At 36.4% G+C, this 16,721-nt stretch carries 16 protein-coding genes; 9 read left to right on the top strand and 7 right to left on the bottom strand.

All coding sequences use genetic code 11. The annotated features are described in order from the left end of the window. Positions 1–49 precede the first annotated feature (49 nt). Together mscL and HXT24_RS01450 are read right to left on the bottom strand one after the other, a co-directional pair. Positions 50–457 carry a large conductance mechanosensitive channel protein MscL gene (mscL, locus tag HXT24_RS01455; protein ID WP_020761010.1) on the bottom strand — a complete coding sequence of 136 codons (408 nt, stop codon included), beginning with the start codon at positions 455–457 and terminating at the stop codon, positions 50–52. 13 nt (positions 458–470) lie between these two features. Continuing rightward, a complete protein-coding gene (locus HXT24_RS01450; protein WP_415698493.1) occupies positions 471–1,151 on the bottom strand; it encodes a phosphatase PAP2 family protein in 681 nt (226 codons plus the stop codon). A gap of 201 nt (positions 1,152–1,352) precedes the next feature. On the opposite strand from HXT24_RS01450, the gene HXT24_RS01445 reads away from it, so the two are divergent. The 7 genes from HXT24_RS01445 to pknB are packed head-to-tail and all read left to right on the top strand — an operon-like array spanning position 1,353 to position 10,210. Then, positions 1,353–2,045 carry an FhaA domain-containing protein gene (locus tag HXT24_RS01445; RefSeq protein WP_004114015.1) on the top strand — a complete coding sequence of 231 codons (693 nt, stop codon included), beginning with the start codon at positions 1,353–1,355 and terminating at the stop codon, positions 2,043–2,045. Between the two features lie 33 nt (positions 2,046–2,078). After that, positions 2,079–2,603: an FHA domain-containing protein FhaB/FipA gene (locus HXT24_RS01440; protein ID WP_004114013.1), complete on the top strand. Its 525-nt coding sequence runs from the start codon at positions 2,079–2,081 to the stop codon at positions 2,601–2,603. A 4-nt stretch (positions 2,604–2,607) separates the two neighbouring features. Beyond that, entirely contained in the window at positions 2,608–4,287 is a 1,680-nt protein-coding gene (locus tag HXT24_RS01435; RefSeq protein WP_422119491.1) for a PP2C family protein-serine/threonine phosphatase, read from the top strand. Beyond that, complete coding sequence (locus HXT24_RS01430; protein ID WP_016827129.1) at positions 4,284–5,708, top strand: FtsW/RodA/SpoVE family cell cycle protein; 1,425 nt, start codon at positions 4,284–4,286, stop codon at positions 5,706–5,708. Before HXT24_RS01435 ends, HXT24_RS01430 begins: the two co-directional genes overlap by 4 nt. After that, positions 5,701–7,167: a peptidoglycan D,D-transpeptidase FtsI family protein gene (locus tag HXT24_RS01425; protein ID WP_014554248.1), complete on the top strand. Its 1,467-nt coding sequence runs from the start codon at positions 5,701–5,703 to the stop codon at positions 7,165–7,167. Before HXT24_RS01430 ends, HXT24_RS01425 begins: the two co-directional genes overlap by 8 nt. Beyond that, positions 7,164–8,129, top strand: coding sequence for a serine/threonine-protein kinase (locus tag HXT24_RS01420; RefSeq protein ID WP_004114005.1), 966 nt, complete (start codon positions 7,164–7,166; stop codon positions 8,127–8,129). Before HXT24_RS01425 ends, HXT24_RS01420 begins: the two co-directional genes overlap by 4 nt. Next, on the top strand, positions 8,126–10,210 hold the full coding sequence (pknB, locus tag HXT24_RS01415) for a Stk1 family PASTA domain-containing Ser/Thr kinase (RefSeq protein ID WP_016827134.1): 2,085 nt from the start codon (positions 8,126–8,128) through the stop codon (positions 10,208–10,210). The genes HXT24_RS01420 and pknB overlap by 4 nt, the downstream gene beginning before the upstream one ends. Positions 10,211–10,447: 237 nt before the next feature. Here pknB and HXT24_RS01410 read toward each other — a convergent pair whose 3' ends face one another. Together HXT24_RS01410 and HXT24_RS01405 are read right to left on the bottom strand one after the other, a co-directional pair. Next, on the bottom strand, positions 10,448–11,563 hold the full coding sequence (locus HXT24_RS01410; RefSeq protein WP_016827136.1) for a class E sortase: 1,116 nt from the start codon (positions 11,561–11,563) through the stop codon (positions 10,448–10,450). 9 nt (positions 11,564–11,572) lie between these two features. After that, entirely contained in the window at positions 11,573–12,370 is a 798-nt protein-coding gene (locus tag HXT24_RS01405; RefSeq protein ID WP_016827138.1) for a DUF881 domain-containing protein, read from the bottom strand. 76 nt (positions 12,371–12,446) lie between these two features. On the opposite strand from HXT24_RS01405, the gene crgA reads away from it, so the two are divergent. Beyond that, positions 12,447–12,848, top strand: a complete 402-nt coding sequence (gene crgA, locus HXT24_RS01400; RefSeq protein ID WP_004113997.1) for a cell division protein CrgA — start codon at positions 12,447–12,449, stop codon at positions 12,846–12,848. 63 nt (positions 12,849–12,911) lie between these two features. Here crgA and HXT24_RS01395 read toward each other — a convergent pair whose 3' ends face one another. Both HXT24_RS01395 and HXT24_RS01390 read right to left on the bottom strand, forming a co-directional pair. Further along, a complete protein-coding gene (locus tag HXT24_RS01395) occupies positions 12,912–14,219 on the bottom strand; it encodes a THUMP-like domain-containing protein (RefSeq protein WP_422119490.1) in 1,308 nt (435 codons plus the stop codon). A gap of 213 nt (positions 14,220–14,432) precedes the next feature. Beyond that, positions 14,433–15,134 carry a rhomboid family intramembrane serine protease gene (locus HXT24_RS01390; protein ID WP_103013254.1) on the bottom strand — a complete coding sequence of 234 codons (702 nt, stop codon included), beginning with the start codon at positions 15,132–15,134 and terminating at the stop codon, positions 14,433–14,435. 170 nt (positions 15,135–15,304) lie between these two features. Between HXT24_RS01390 and HXT24_RS01385 the strand changes: the two genes are divergently transcribed. Further along, entirely contained in the window at positions 15,305–15,514 is a 210-nt protein-coding gene (locus tag HXT24_RS01385) for a hypothetical protein (protein WP_032812220.1), read from the top strand. A 92-nt stretch (positions 15,515–15,606) separates the two neighbouring features. On the opposite strand, the gene HXT24_RS01380 is transcribed toward HXT24_RS01385, so the two are convergent. Then, on the bottom strand, positions 15,607–16,719 hold the full coding sequence (locus HXT24_RS01380; protein WP_415690535.1) for a hypothetical protein: 1,113 nt from the start codon (positions 16,717–16,719) through the stop codon (positions 15,607–15,609). Positions 16,720–16,721 lie beyond the last annotated feature (2 nt).

The raw sequence follows: 16,721 nt of genomic DNA, 5'->3' as shown, positions 1-16,721 counted from the left end.
GTTTTATTTAGACTAGCGGGGGAATTTTTAAATTAAAATCAAAGTATTTTTACTTAGAAACAGAATCTCTAATATCTTCCAATACTTTAATCATTTTTTCTTCACGTTCCTTGCGTTTTTCTTCATCTGTTTTTTCTTTTTCAAGATTCAAGAAATTAACACTCATTTCTCTCAATTTGTTAATAGGTAAAACAATGAAAAAGTAAACAGCTGTAGCAATAATAAGGAAGTTTAATACAGATCCAATAACAGCACCAAATGAAATAGTTGCACCATTTATTGTTATTGTTAGAACACCATCTAAATCTGGTTTTCCACAAATTATTGCTATAAGAGGATTAATAATATTTTTAACTATTGAATTAACAACTGCTGTAACAGCACCGCCCATAACAACACCGACTGCCATGTCGATAACGCTGCCACGAGCAATAAATTTTTTAAAACCATTAAACATTGTTTATTTACCTTTATCTTTTTAATATTTTTCTATTAATAAAACTACTGTTTTTAAAGAAATCAAGATTATACATAACTAATATCGGATACATTATTGCAGAAGTTATAACGTCAGTAGGGAAGTGAGCTGCAACAACAAGTCTAGAAAGGGCTACAATTACAACAACAACAATGCTTATTATTAAGCCAATTTTTAGCAATGATTTATTAGATACATAGAGAATCATAAGACTCATAGCGCAAATCGCAACAGCTGCTGCAGTATGACCACTTGGAAAACTTGGATCTGGTGGAAGTTTAACCTTTACTCCAATAAAAGGTCTAGGTCTATGAACTATGAATTTAATTGCAAAAATATAAACCATAGGCAAAAGAGAAATAACAAGTTGAGTAAGAGTTATACGCCAATTTCTTTTAAGAAAGTAAGAAATAATGCATAAAATAAAAAGTATAACTATGCAACATTTTGTAGAAAAAATTATTGCGAGAATCTTTGAAATAGACATCATGAAAGATGGGGAATAATTGTGGAAAAATGCAACGATGCCTGTTTCTAAAGATCTTTCCTCACTCATAACAAGCAGCCCCTTACCAATGCAAGGGATTAGAATGGCAAGAAGTAAAACAATAGAAGACTTTTTATTATTTACTATTTTTTGCCAAAAGTCATAAAACTGATTTTTTTGATTCATAGTTAAAGATTACACTTAGAAATATATATGATAAATATGTATTATGAGTATACGTGTTTATTTATTTAAATGGATGATTTGATGGATGATTTTGTAATATAAAAGAATATTGATTAAAACAAGTATTAATATACGAATGTAATAAGTTGAACACCGTACGAGGTGACGAGTAATATGAGGAAAAGATAGAAAGGGTTTACAATGAGCATGCTTGACCGACTTGAGAAGAGCGTTGAAGGTGCAATGAACGGGGTCTTCGCAAAATTCGGCTCTAAAGACTTGCAGCCTGTTGATCTTTCCAGTGCATTAGAGCGAGAGATTGATAATCAATCTATGCCAATTGATCGCGATCGTACAGTTGCTCCGAATGAATATCACTTTAAACTTAGTACGCCAGATTTTGATCAGCTTGGTAGTGAAGCTTTAGCTAACGAGCTTGCAGATAATCTTACACAATATGCAAAAAGCCAGCATTATGCATTTGTTGGGCCTGTTGCAGTTATTTTTGAAGAAGACACAGATCTTGCTAAAGGTAATTTCAATTTGATTTCTGACTCTGTTCCAGGAAATGCTGTTCCTGTAACAACTCAAGAGCAGTCAGAAAATCATCCAATGCTTGAAATTAATGGAAATAGATATTTGTTAACAAAGGATCGCACTATATTAGGCAGAGGATCTGGCTGCGATATTGTTATTGACGATCCTGGTATTTCTCGTCGACATCTTGGAATAGATATTACGCCTGATGGTGTTATTGCTAGAGATCTTGGTTCTACTAATGGAACTTATGTTGAAGGACATCAAACTCCAGCAGCAACACTTTTAGATGGAAATACTATAACTATCGGACGTACTCGTATTTTCTATTGGGCTTCATCACAAGATCAGGAGTAATAGACGAATATATAAAGAGATACGAGTACGCGCATGATATTAACCGAGTTAACTTTTGCTATACTTAAGTACAGTTTCTTAGTACTTTTGTGGGTATTCGTGTGGTTTGCTGTTCGTTCTCTTCGTAGAGATATTGAGATTTTTAGTCCTAAAAAGTCTCGTTCTTTTAAGAATAAGTATCGTCGTAAGCCAAGTAATTCAAGTAGTGAAAATAATCAAAATAATATAGTTTCTAGGAATGAAGAATCTAATAAACTTTCAGAAAATCCTACTTTACTTGTTATTATTGATGGTCCTTTGGCTGGATCATCCTTCCCTCTTGAACCATCTGGTGTAACTCTTGGAAGATCAGCAAACAATACTGTAGTTTTAAATGACGAATTTGTATCGTCTCATCATGCTCGTGTTTACTTTAATCAATCTGTAAAATCTTGGGTACTCGAAGATTTGGGCAGTACTAATGGAACTATGATTGGTCATAATAGAGTTAATGAACCAGTCGTTTTGCAACCACGCACTTCTGTGCGAATTGGCGCAACAATGTTTGAATTGAGGTGATTATATGACACAATTAGATTCAGACATTGATAGTAGAAATTCCGATACTGTATATAATTCTTTAAATAATAAAAACACTAATCGAGATAAAGAAAATAATTTTAATAAAGCTTCATTTATTGATAAAGCGTTGTTTATGTATTCCACGGCTGTTAGTGATGTTGGTACAGTTCGTAGTAATAATCAAGACTCAGCGTTCGCAGGAGAGCGTTTAGCATCTATTTGTGACGGTATGGGTGGCCATGCTGGTGGAGATACGGCGTCCACTATTGCAATAAGATCTTTAGCTCATATTGAGCAGGATTCAAGACCAAATGATGTAAAAGCTGTTTCTTCTATGATGGAAACGTCAATTATGGCAGCTCACGACGCGATTGTTGGAAAAGCTAAGCGTGAAAGACGTCTTGCTGGCATGGGAACGACAGTAACAGCTGTTTCTTTAGTAAACGGATACTGGGTTCTTGCACATTTAGGTGATTCTAGAGCCTACTTGTTGCGAGATAATCATCTTATAAGAATGACTTGTGACCATAGTTATGTTCAACATTTAATTGATACTGGTCATATTACTCCAGAAGAAGCAAGAAATCATCCACAACGCAATGTTGTTATGCGAGTATTGGGTGATTTTGATATTGATCCACGCCCAGATATGGCAATTCGATTAGCTCATCCTTCAGATCGCTGGTTGCTTTGTTCAGATGGAGTATGTGGAGTATTAGAAGATTCCACTATTCAAGAAGTTATGAGCAGTGTATCTAATCAAGAAGAATGTGCTCAAAAACTTGTTTCAATGGCTCTTAAAGCTGGAAGTACTGATAATGCCACAGCTGTTATTGCAGATGCGACTTTGGCATTAGACGCAGATGCTTTTGATTTACCTCACCAAACACCATTGATTGGCGGTGCTGCAAGTAAGGATTTGGAATCGATAGCAGATATTGTTAATAAAGCAGTATCTTCCACACCAGTGTTGCGAGAAGGTAAAAATTCGCCTGCTCAAAGAGCCGCTGCTCTTATACAAGATGGTGAAAAGTCGAGTGAAAAAGATGTTGAAAAAGTTGAAACAACTCGTTTAGTTCAGCCTTCTCACTTAAGAAATGAAGAAGAACTTAGGTCTACAGATACAAATGAGATTCCTATTGTAAAAAAGAAGAATGGAAGAATCTCAACTGATCCTAGAGATCCAGATGTTGCTAGAGCTGTAAAAAGAGAACAAGCTGAAGCGCATAAAGCAAATAGGATTAGAAAAAGATGGATGAGAATAGGAGTTGCTTTCGCAATACTTGTAATATGCGCTATTGTTGCTTCTGGGGCATATCTTGTATATTCGTGGACTCAAAAGCAGTATTACATTGGTAAAGGTAACGATAGAGTAGTTATTTACCAAGGTGTTCCTACAAATATTTTTGGTTTAGAACTTTCTCATCAGATCGAAGAAACAGATATTAGAGTAAAAAAACTAGATAAATCTTGGCAAGATCAACTCGATGAAGGAATAAGTTTTAGCAGTCTTAAAGAAGCTAGAGGACACGCAAAATTAATAAGACGTGAAATGCGTGCTAGAGAAATTGAAAAACACAGTAATAAACAAAAAAGTACTAAATCTAGTTTAGACGATAAAGATGGCAATAATAGTGGAGTTGTAAATTCAGACTCTGATTCAGGGGGTAAAACCTCATGAATATGTTGAGTATTAGAATTAAACAAATTTCTCTACTTCTGTTCTCCATAATTATATCTTCATTGGCATTTTTGCAGATGTTTTTGAGGATTAACGGATATATTCCAGCAGATTATATTGGAATGCTTACTTTTACAACAGCCTTATACTTGGTTCTATGGGGAGTTTTAATAGTAAAAAAACCTTATTGTAGTCAAGTTATATTGCCATGTATGCTTCTGCTTACAACTATCGGCACAGTAATGATTGCTAGGATAGATAAACAGCACAATACAGATATTGCTATGAAACAGCTCATATGGGTTTGTGTTGCTCTTGTTTTGTCAATAATTTTTGTGCTTGTTCTTGAAGATTACAGAATACTTAGACGTTTCTCGTATGTAAGCATGATAATAGGTCTTATATTGTTACTATCTCCAATGCTTCCTATAGTTGGTAAGGAAATTGGCGGAGCAAGAATATGGATCGGTTTTGGTAACCACACTCTTCAACCTGGAGAATTTGCAAAGTTATTCTTAGCATTCTTCTTTGCAGCATATTTGTTTGACCATAGAGACAGGCTTGCTGTTGGCGGAAAAAAGATTTTAGGTGTGCATCTTCCGCGATTTAAAGACATGGGTCCTATTGCACTTGTTTGGGCTGCATCAATGTGCGTTCTTGTCGTACAACATGATTTAGGAACATCTTTAATGTTCTTCGCAATGTTTGTTTCTATGTTGTATGTTGCTACAGGCAGAAAAGGTTGGCTTGCAATTGGATTTATAGCGTTCATGATTGGATGCTTTGTAGCTGTTAAATTATTTGCTCACGTGCAGTATAGAGTAGATGCTTGGCTTAATCCGTATGACCCAGTTATTTACAATAGATTCCCAGGTGGTTCTGCTCAGATTGTTACAGGATTATTTGGATTGGCAGCTGGTGGTGTTACAGGAACAGGATTAGGGCAAGGTCACCCATCTTTGACACCTCTTGCTAATTCTGATTTTATTTACGCTTCAGTGGGTGAAGAATTAGGATTGACTGGGTTGTTCATAGTATTAATGCTTTACTTGATTATTATTGCTTCGGGTATGATAACGGCAATGAAAATCAAGGATGGTTTTGGAAAACTCCTTGCATCTGGTTTAGTTTTTACAATGGCTTTCCAAGTTTTTACTGTTGTTGGAGGTATTACTCTTGTAATTCCTTTAACTGGTTTAACAATGCCATATATGGCTGCTGGAGGATCATCATTAGTGGCAAATTATTTGCTTGCTGCTATTTTGATTGTTATCTCTAATGCTGCAAATAAGCCTGAAACTGCTGTTATGTCTGATACTTTCCAATACGAAGCTTTAGCTGCATTAAGAGAACGAGAACTTAGGGAGAGAGAAAATAAAGCCTCTGATCTTAAAGAAGATGGAGGTGAAAGTTATGAATAAATGTTTAAAAGAGCTTTTTACTGCAGTAATAATATTATTCGTAATACTTTGTGTTTCTAGTACTTACATAACTTCTATAAAATCAAACGAGTTAAATTCAGACCCTAGAAATAGACGAGCACTATACCATGAATTTGGGTCTCCTAGAGGAGCAATACTTGCGTCTGATGGAACAGTATTAGCAAAATCTGATCCATCTAAAGATGCTTTTGTTTATCAGCGCTCATATTTCAATGGTGAAGTTTATGCTCCGATTACAGGATATTATTCAATAAGTCAAAGAGCTGATAGAGGAATAGAAGCGTCAAGGAATGAGCTTTTAAGTGGACAGTCAGATGCTTTATTCCTTCAAAAGTTTAAGTCATTGTTTACTGGAGCAGAAAATAGGGGTGCTTCAATAGAAACATCTATTAACACTAAGCTTCAGACTCTTGCATATAATCTACTAAAAAATAAAGAAGGCGCTTTAGTTGCTATAGAGCCAAAAACTGGACGAATACTAGCAATGGTTAGCACTCCAAGTTACAATCCTTCTCTTCTTGCTTCTCACAATGTTTCTTCTGTAAATAGGTCTTACAAGGATCTTATATCTAATATTTATAATCCGATGCTTAATCGTTCCATTTCTGAACTGTATGCGCCGGGATCTACTTTAAAAACACTTATTGCTGCTGCGGCGTTAGAATCTGGAAAATATGATTTAAATACTCAGATTCCAGCTGGATCAAGCTACACTCTTCCTGGAACTCGAACGCATTTAACAAATGTTGTTGTTCCTGCAAATGGAGTTAACGGACAAATATCATTTGAAGATGCTTTAGCTTATTCTTCAAATACTGCTTTTGCACAGTTAGGAATATCGTTAGGGTCTGACGCAATAATAAAGCAAGCTAAGAAATTTGGATTCTTTAGTTCGTTTACTTTAGATGGATCAGATTCAACTGGTTTCCCTATGAGAGTAGTAACATCATTACTTTCTACTAAACCATCTCAAGATAAATTAGCTCTAGAATCTATAGGTCAAGGAGATGCAAAGATTACTACGCTTCAAAATGCTATGATTGCGTCGGCTATAGCTAATAATGGAACTCTTATGAAACCAACTTTGGTTGATTGCGTAAGATCTAGTGATTTGTCTGTTATATCGCAAACAAGTCCTACTGTTATGAGCCAAGCTATTAGTGCACAGACAGCTGCAAAACTTAATAGTATGATGCAAAGTGTAGTAGTTAAAGAAAATTCAAATCTTTCTCTACCAAATATTCATGTTGCAGCAAAAACTGGAACAGCGCAGATTGGTGTAAAAAATCAGTCTGCAAATGGGTGGGTAATTGGATTTGCCCCAGCAGAAGACCCTAAAATAGCTATAGCAGTAGTAGTTCATAATGCGAACACATATGGAACTTATACTGCAGGACCTATTATGAAACAGGTGATGAAGGAGGCTCTTAAGCAATGAAACTTGTTGAAGGACAGTTAGTTCATCATCGATATAGGTTAGATAGGCGTCTTGCACAAGGCGGTATGGGCGAAGTATGGAAAGGTTTTGACATACAGCTTGGCAGAATTGTAGCAATTAAAGCTCTTAGAACAGACACTAACAATGTTGAAGCTAAATTGCGTAGACTTCGCGCAGAAGCACATAATTCAGCCAATTTAGCGCATCCTAATATTGCGGCATTATTTGATTATTATGAGCATGATGGTATTGGCTTCCTGATTATGGAGTATGTGCCTAGTAAATCTTTAGCAGATTTGTATCATAAAGAAAAAACTGTGGAACCAACTCGTTTGCTTCCTATTCTTATTCAAACAGCTAGAGGTCTTTTTGTAGCTCATTCTCACGGTGTTATACACAGAGACGTTAAACCAGCAAACATTATGGTTTCTGATACTGGAAGTGTAAAAATAACAGATTTTGGTGTTTCTTATTCTAGTGATCAAGAACAAATAACTCAGGATGGAATGGTAGTAGGAACGGCTCAATATATTTCTCCAGAACAAGCTCAAGGAGAACAAGCTACTGCTCAATCTGACATATATTCTCTCGGAGTTGTTGCTTACGAAGGACTTTGTGGACACAGACCATTTACTGGAGCTACGCCTGTAGATATTGCAGCAGCTCATGTTAACGATCCTGTTCCACCTCTTCCAGATAGTGTTGATATCCAATTAAGACAGTTTGTAATGTCAATGCTTTCTAAAAATCCAAAAGACAGACCTAAAGATGCTCTAGTAGTGTCAAAAGTTCTTTCAAAAATAGAAAGAAGACTTTTAGATCAACAAACAGCATTTAATAATAAAAACTCAATACCTTCTTCCGCTGTTCAGCGTCCTGCTCGTAGCGTGAGAAGTGTTCCAAAAACTCAAGTGAATATTATTAACATTTTAAACAATAACAACCGCAAGGAGCAGCAATGAGTAACACAATGCCTACCTCATTAGCGAATGGACGGTACCAATTAGGTGAATTAATTGGTCGTGGCGGAATGGCCGAGGTGAGAATCGCAGAAGATAAACGTCTTGGTCGTACTGTTGCGGTTAAAATTATGCGTTCTGATCTGGCAAATGATGAGATTTTCTTATCTAGATTCCGCAGAGAAGCACATTCAATTGCTCAGATGAACAATCCTAACATAGTTAATATTTATGATTCTGGAGAAGAATCTGTAGAAGATGACAATGGTGTAGAAGAGCATCTGCCATATCTTGTTATGGAATATGTTAAGGGTAAAACTTTACGCGATATTCTTAAAATGAATGGTGCTTTGAGTCAAAGAGACTCTGAGCAGGTTATGCTAGGAGTTCTTAATGCTCTTGAGTATTCGCACAGAATGGGTGTGATTCATAGGGATATTAAGCCTGGAAATATTATGATTTCCGAGCAGGGCATTGTTAAAGTTATGGATTTTGGAATCGCTAGGGCATTGGACGATTCTGCAACAACAATGACACAATCACAGGGTGTGGTTGGAACTGCTCAATACTTGTCTCCTGAACAGGCTCGTGGAGAACAAGTAGATATGAGATCTGATTTATATTCTGCTGGCTGTGTTTTATATGAGATGCTAACTGGTAGACCTCCTTTTACAGGTGATTCAGCTGTTGCAATTGCGTATCAGCATGTGTCTGAGGTCGCGACGCCATTAAGTACGCTTGTTCCTGGTCTTCCTGTTATGTGGGATAAGATTTGTGCCAAAGCAATGGCGAAGGACCGCCAGAATAGGTATGCAACTGCCGCAGAATTTAAAAATGACATATTGGCTTTTATGAATGGTGGTGTTCCTGTTGCTGCAGCATTTAATCCTCTGACGGATTTGGCTAATATGCGTGCTAGAAAGCAGGCTGAGCAGAATGCTGCAACACAAGCAATGAACAATGCTGATACCGCATCAACTCAAAGCTTTGGTGCTATTACAGGTCAATTTGAGCCTTATACTCAAAATACTGGTTATAACACTAGAGCAGCGCAGCTTGCAGCTAATAGAGCAAAAAGAAGCAAGAGAATTGTTATTACTTCCGTTATATCTGCTGTAGTTTGTGCAATTGTTGTTGTTGGAATTTTATTTGTTTTGAATCGCAGTAAACTTGCTGGAGAAGTTGTAGTTCCTACATTTACAGAAACAACAACGCAGGATGCCGCTCGCGAAAAGTTGCGAGCTCTTGGTCTTATCCCAGATATTTTGGAAGATGATAAATCTTCTCAACCAGAAGGAACTTTTACAAAGCAGCTTCCTAAAGGTGGAGCTAAAGTTTCTTCAGGATCTAGAGTAAGCGTATGGTTCTCTGTAGGTCCACAGTCTACTAAGGTTCCAGATGTTACTGGTAAATCGCAAGATGTAGCACGTAAAGCTCTTGAACGTGCTGGATTTAAGATATCTAATGTTCGTGTAGAAGATAGCACAGAAGTTAAGAAGAATCATGTTACTCGTACAGATCCTTCTGCAGATTCGTTTGCAGATAAGGGGTCTATGGTTACCTTATACATTTCTTCTGGTCTTACAAAGATTCCTGATGGTTTAGTTGGACAATCTAAGGATGTTGTAACAAGCGAATTGCAAAATCTTGGTTTTACTGTAAATGTTGTTGAGGAAGAATCTGATACTGCATCTGAAGGAACTGTGACCAAGATGAACCCGTCTTCTGGTGCTGCAGTAAAGCCTCATAGCTCTGTAACAGTATATGTTTCTAAAGGAAAGCCTAAAGTTGAAGTTCCTCGTTTGGCTGTTGGCACTGTAACTTTCAAGCAGGCTAAACAAGTATTGGAAGCAAAAGGCTTTAAGGTTGTTGCATCTGATGCATCAGCTAAAGATGATGACATAGTTACTGGAATGTCTGAAAAAGAAGGAGCAAAGATTGACAAAGGTTCAACAATCACTTTGACTGTGAAATCTGCTACTCCTTCGCCAGATACTACAAAGCCAGGTACTGGATTAGATTTGAATAAACCTTCTACTGAAGACCCATCTACATCTACTACAACAACAGATACAGGTTTGTAAAAAGCAAAGCATAAAGCCAGTAAGTTTAATAAGCTTACTGGCTTTTTTATTAATTAAGTGCATATGTTAATTAAGTGCATACTTATTGTCTACGTGTTTTATTTAGTTTTTGCATATAAACCAAGAGTAGATTGTTTAATCTTATACAAATTGTTTAATCTTATACAACAAAAATCAGGGTTAAGAAATTGTCCTAACCCTGATTTTTGTTATCTATTAATCTTATCTACTTGCCATTTAGTAAGGCGTTGCTGTATATGCTGACATCTCTCTTAAGAATGGTATATTTGCCGAAACAAACGGGTATACCCATTGCATAAGTATCATCATGCATATTAGGTAGATAATTAAGGAGAGAATTAATCTCACTGGAAGAATTCCAGGCTGTAGCCTCATAAGTCCGCCAAAGATGCTGAATTCAGGCTTTGGCTTTAGACCTGCTTTAATCTCGCGTCTTAACGGCCACTGCCATGCAATAGCTCCAGCAGCAAAAATAATCAGATATACTACTAGTGCGCCAATCATAAGTGGAACAAGCGAATCAAGGTGAGAAACCAAAGATTGTTGCTCGTTATTAACAAACTTAACTTTTCCGTTTTCATCTAAAGTAGAAAGCTCTTTTGGAATACCGTCAGAAACTTTAGCCCAATAGTCAAGCTCTCCAAAGCTAACAAAGCGGAACTTAGGCGTAGAGAACTTAGGCTCGCATGTAATAATCGTAATCATGCGTTTCTTTGGATCTTTACTATGGTTTATTGGATCTGGGTCAAGAACCTCAACCTGTTCTGGTCTAACAATCTTGTGAGTAATGTATTTGTAAACGAACCAATAATCTTTAGTTCGAAGAATAATAGGATCTCCCTTTTGGAACCTATCAACATCCGCAAGAGGCTGACCATAACCATTTCGGTGACCAATAATTGTAATGTTTCCAATTTCTCCAGGCAACTCAGTTTTAGGATAATGACCTAATCCTCGACGATTAAGTATCTCCATATCTACACCTTCAATAACATTACGTTCCCATTGATCACCGAAGCGTGGAATATAGATTCGCGCTAGAAGATCTCCGTGTTTGACGCCTTGTAATTTAGGAGGATTGTCTACTTGAGGAAGAGCAATTTTTGTTTTAGGACCAGCAGCAGGGTTTGTCCAAGAAACAGATTGACGTGTTTCAACTTGTATATGTTCAGCTTGTGCGCCCGTCCACCACATTTGCCAGACAATATACAGTGCACAAATAACAGCGAAAGAAATAAGAAGTTCTCCTACAACACCAACTGCTTGCCAGATAATACTGGTTTTGCCGTGTTTAGTTTCGCTACGTTCGTGCATATTGTTAGAACGCTTCATGTTACTCCTTTATTGCCTGTTGGAATGGTGTTGTGGCGAAATATTACTACTAATAAAATCGGCATCTTTTGGAACCGAAGCATATCGTAGTGGCTGTAAAAGTGCAGAAGATTCTGCGAATTTTAGATTACTCTTTTTTTCCACTTTCCATCCCAACCCAAAACCGCTGACATAGTCTTTATATGTTCGAATTGCTGGAGAATCATCCAGCGCATCTACCATGTCTTCGATTGAGCCAATAGCAGATATTCTATACGGTGGCGAGTACTGATGACCTTGTAGCATAAGCACATTTCCGATGCAAACAACAGCAGAATTGAATAGTATGCGTTGGTCTTGGATTGTTATTGCCTCTGCTCCGCCCTTCCAAAGGGCATTTACCACCGCTTCTATGTCTTGTTGGTGTATTACGTAGTCATTTATGTTTGCGGAGCTTCCAGACCCGTTTACGGCTGTTTTCCACAGTGGTGAATCGTTTAGTGTAACACTAATTCCAGGTCCCTGTATTGCTGGGAGTATTGTGCTAGCACCAGTATCGTCGGAAGAATCTGCATCATTTGTATTATTCGTTAAAGTTTTGTTTAGAAGATTTACCTGTGAATCCAGCTCTTTAACATCTTCTCTTAAGCTTTTTGCTCTTTGAGAATTTCTTTCTACCATCTGACCAGTGTCTGATGTAACAAACGCTGTACGATTAATACGCAAGTTAGTAATAAATAAATATCCTGTAAAAGAGATAGCTAATGCCACAGCAATGCTTCCCAACAGCGATTTTTTAGCGCTGTGTTTACCTGTTTGTCTAGCCATAGCATCCAGTCTTCTTATTGCGTTCGAGTGTAACTATTATTATAGCGTGTAGCCGATTGATTGGAGAGTTACTGTTATGGCTGACGAAGAATTAAACACATTGAATGCTGCTTCATCTGCCGATGCTGGCGAAGCAAAGGAATCTTCTAAAGAAGATTTGTATGGCGTGCCTATGGAGCAGGTTGAAGCTGTGCTGAATGCGACTGCGGACAAAGATTCTTTGTCTCCGCAGATACAGCGAATGATGAAGCGTCAAGAAGAAAATACTCGTAGAGTTGAAGAGTCAATTAAAGGAACAAAGGCTAATGCTGGTTGGTTTGTTCCGCTTTTCTGCACGCTTATGATTGTTGGTTTGTTCTGGGCAGTTGTTTACTACCTGAATCCTTCTCTACCAATTCCTGGAATTGGAGCATTTAATCTTTTGATTGCAGCATGCTTGGTTATGGCTGGATTCTTAATGACAATGTGCTGGAGATAAAAAGTTAATAGAACTTTTTAAATCTTGATTAATGGCTGCGTGCATGAGTGCGCAGCCATTAATTTATTTATTGTATATTATCTGTTTATCTGTTACTTTACTTGCTCTAATAATTACGTGCTGGTTTTTACTATCCGTAGTAGCCAGAATCCTAGTTGTACCACCATCTTTTAATTTAAGTTTTTTCTTCAAATCATTAACACTCATTGGAAAATTGTACGTGGCTATATTCGCATACTCTAAGTCTGAAATAATTTGCTTGATTTCTTTTTTATTCATGCTGCAGACTTCTTCTATTTTCCAAATTTTTCCAGGAAAATCAGAGTTACAATTTTCAGAAATAAAAATGTGGCTGTTTCTTGCGATTTGATAAACACCATATTTTTGTATTAAAAGATTGAAGCATCCAGCTTTCATAATAGATGCGTTTGGCTCATAAACATATTTAGCTAAATTTCTCCAATTTTCCATAACATTTGTGGCGATATTTGAAATCTCGTAAGATTCTTCAACCTTGTGTAAAGACGAATCATATTTGGCGCAAAAAACAGTAATATTTTCATTGTTAACGCAATGAATCTCAATAATGTTATGTAAATTTGCATCCAATACTAAAAGTAATTCTTTGCATTCATTGTTGTGAGAAATTATGTGTACCTGACTAACGTTTCCGTCAAAATCACATATAGCTTTTCTCCAATCAAGCATTGGGGATAGTTTTATAATCACAAATTTTGAAGCATCTAGCATCTGTGATTTTAGTTTTATAACATTCGGAGTGCAATCTTCTATAGCGTATGTTCTAGATCCTTTTTTGTCGCGTCTTGCAGGATCAATGTAAATAAGGGTAGCTGAATTTAAGTTATTTAATACTTCAGAGCTTGTGCAATTTACGCAATGAACATTTTTTAATCCCATTACAATCATATTGTGCTGGCTGATAGCAGATAATTCTTCTTGTTTTTCTGCGCAAATAGATTCACTGAATTCTTTGCTCATTATTGCGCAATCTACGCCAAATCCGCCGGTTAAATCAATTAGTGTAGTTTTAGACTTGTTTAAGTTATTATCTTTTATAAGATTATGAACTATCTGCGCCTTATATTGCGCGGTTGCTTGCGATGAACATTGTTCCATCGAAATGTGAGCTGGATATATTACTTGTTTATTCATATACCAATTAGGCAGTTTTGTTTTTGCAATCTGTTTTCCGCTTATTTGATTAACGGCAAATAAAACATTGATTTTGGGATTGTTAGATGCTTTTAAAGCAGCATCTTTAGGGTTAGCATCTTGATTTTCCTTAATAAAATCAAGTGTTTCTTGGCTTTGTGGATCTAGATGTTTTGGATGATTGAATTTAGATTGCATAATTTTATTTCTTATTAAGATTGGAGAAAATCACAATTTATAAAAAATGTGGATAACTTTTATGCACTTGTTAACAGGTTTTAAAAGACTGAGTTATCAACGTTTGTGTACAACATTGTGGATAACTTAAGTAGATATTCCCATGTTATACCCAAGTTATCCACTTTTGTGTCCACAATTGTGGAGAACTACATACGTGTAATTTAAAGTTGATTAGCATATGCAGAACATGCAAATAGATAGGAGCACAATAAGAATTAGTAAAGAATATATAGCAAAACGTTCATTAAAAGATGCTTTTTTAAGAATGGGATTATTTACTCCAAGCAAAGTAGCCAAAATTGTTCCAGTGATAAGACCACCAACATGAGCCTGCCAAGCAATATTTGGAATAATAATAGGCATAGCTAGAGTTAAAGCAATCCATATCAAAGTTCCTCGAGTATTTTCACCGAGTCTCCATTGAGCTACAAGAAGTGCCCCTATAAGCCCCATAATTGCACCTGATGCGCCATAAGCCGACAAGAACCAGTTTCCTGTAATTCTGCAGTAAAGTAGGGTTGCAACGCATCCTCCTAGTCCTGAAATGGCATATAGGAAGAAGAACTTCCACCTGCCAAAGAATTTCTCTAATTCTATTCCGAGAGAATATAAGCAGAGCATGTTGAAAAATATGTGGCTAAATCCAGGAGAATGAACAAACATAGATGTAAACCAAGTCCAAATAGATTTTTTAATCAAAAATGGAGAAAATGCTGTATTCTCAATAAGTACTTGATACAAGTTTGGCGAAAAAGTATGAAGAATAATTTCAATAAGCCAAACAAACACACAAATATAAATGAGTGAATATGTAGCGCTTTTGCAATTAATCTTAAAACGCCTAATAATATTTTTTACATCAAAATTGTTCATAAAATAACATTATCTAATCGCATACACAAAGTTTAAATATTTGTAACCAATCTATATGATAAAAAAGATGCGAGTATTGAAAAAAATCACTATGATAGTGAGTACGCGAGTGAAACTCGATATAAATTGTTGACTTGGACGAGCAGGTCAGCTTGACGAAAGGAGCCATCATGGAGAACAGGTCCTCTGGCGGTTGGAAGTTCTTTGCACTGCTCTTTGGAGCACTGCTCGCAGGTATTGCAGCATTGTATGTATACAAGCAGCATAATCCTGATTATGATCCATGGGAGCAGCCATGGGAGAACAGCTCTTCACCAATCGATTTAGGTGCTGAAAAAGAAGATAAAGACGCAGAAGCTGATAAACCAGTAGAAGCTTAATAGCTTAACTGTTTATAAAAACGAGTGGCGGTAGATTTCTCTGAGAACCTGCCGCCACTCGTTTTTTATTTTGTGTTTTATCTAAATATTTTTTAGAACCACGAAGAACGAGGACGAGTGTTCTGCTCGATTCCTCTTGTATTGTCTGCAATCTCCCTTGTGTTGTTAGCAATTGCGCTCGTGTTGTTAGCAATTGCGCTTGTATTGCCTGCAATAATAAAGCCATTAACACATTGTATAGTTTGAAGGACGTTAGAAATCTTCTGTAGCTTAATCATCTCTTCTTGATTCTCAAGCATTGTCTTCTGATTATCGACCATAGCATTTAGCTTTTGCCTCATATCCATTTGATTATTAAGAACTTGGTTATGATATTGATCTCGCTTGTATGCAGTAATCATTTCTTTGACTGTATCTGCCTCGTGATTCTTAACTAGAGAAATAAAATATTCAACAGAATCTAAAACATAGTAATCATTTGGATACCACGAAGAAGTTTCTGCAAGCATACGCTCTTTAATGTCATTCATTTCTTTGTATAATGCATTACGACGCTCGTCAACCATGTTATTGTGTTGAACAATCTGATTATTCTTCTCTTTAATTTGTGCATTTAATTCAGAAACACGTTTTTCTTCTTTATTGTTATCGCGATTAATTTTTTTATTATATTTTTTAACAATAATCGCAGCCACAATAGCCGCAACAATAAATGCAATAACATTAATAGCAGCATAAATTACAAACGATCCAACATTGTTGGCTTTAGCTGAAAAATTATAAGCATTCCACAGTCCATTAAGCCAAGCTAATATAAGCAGAATAAGTAAGACTCTTCCTATATTTAACATTGTTTTGCTATTCTTTGCTTTTCCAACGGCAAATACAGCTGTTATAACTACGCAAAAAATAAGTCCGTTAATATTGCCACTTAATGCAGTAATAACTCCGAATACGATGCTAAAGGCTATACCAGCCATAAAAAGACCATAATCAGATTTTTCTTTAGCGCTGTCTGTTCTGATAAGTTTTTTAAGAATAAGTTGCTGTTCAGATAGTAATTGTCGTTTTTCTTTTTCTGATTGCATAAACAAGCTAAGTTTTTCATTAAACTTTTGTATATAATCCCTTACGGAATATAATCCGTTTAATAATTCGGCACCTTCTGGGAGCAAACTATGCTGCATGTTTTCTTCTACAGACATAT

Origin of the sequence: Gardnerella sp. DNF00354 (genome assembly GCF_049262755.1) — a bacterium.
Lineage (GTDB): Bacteria > Actinomycetota > Actinomycetes > Actinomycetales > Bifidobacteriaceae > Bifidobacterium > Bifidobacterium vaginale.
Note: the sequence above shows the minus strand (reverse complement) of the source record. Positions and strands in the feature narration are given on the sequence as shown.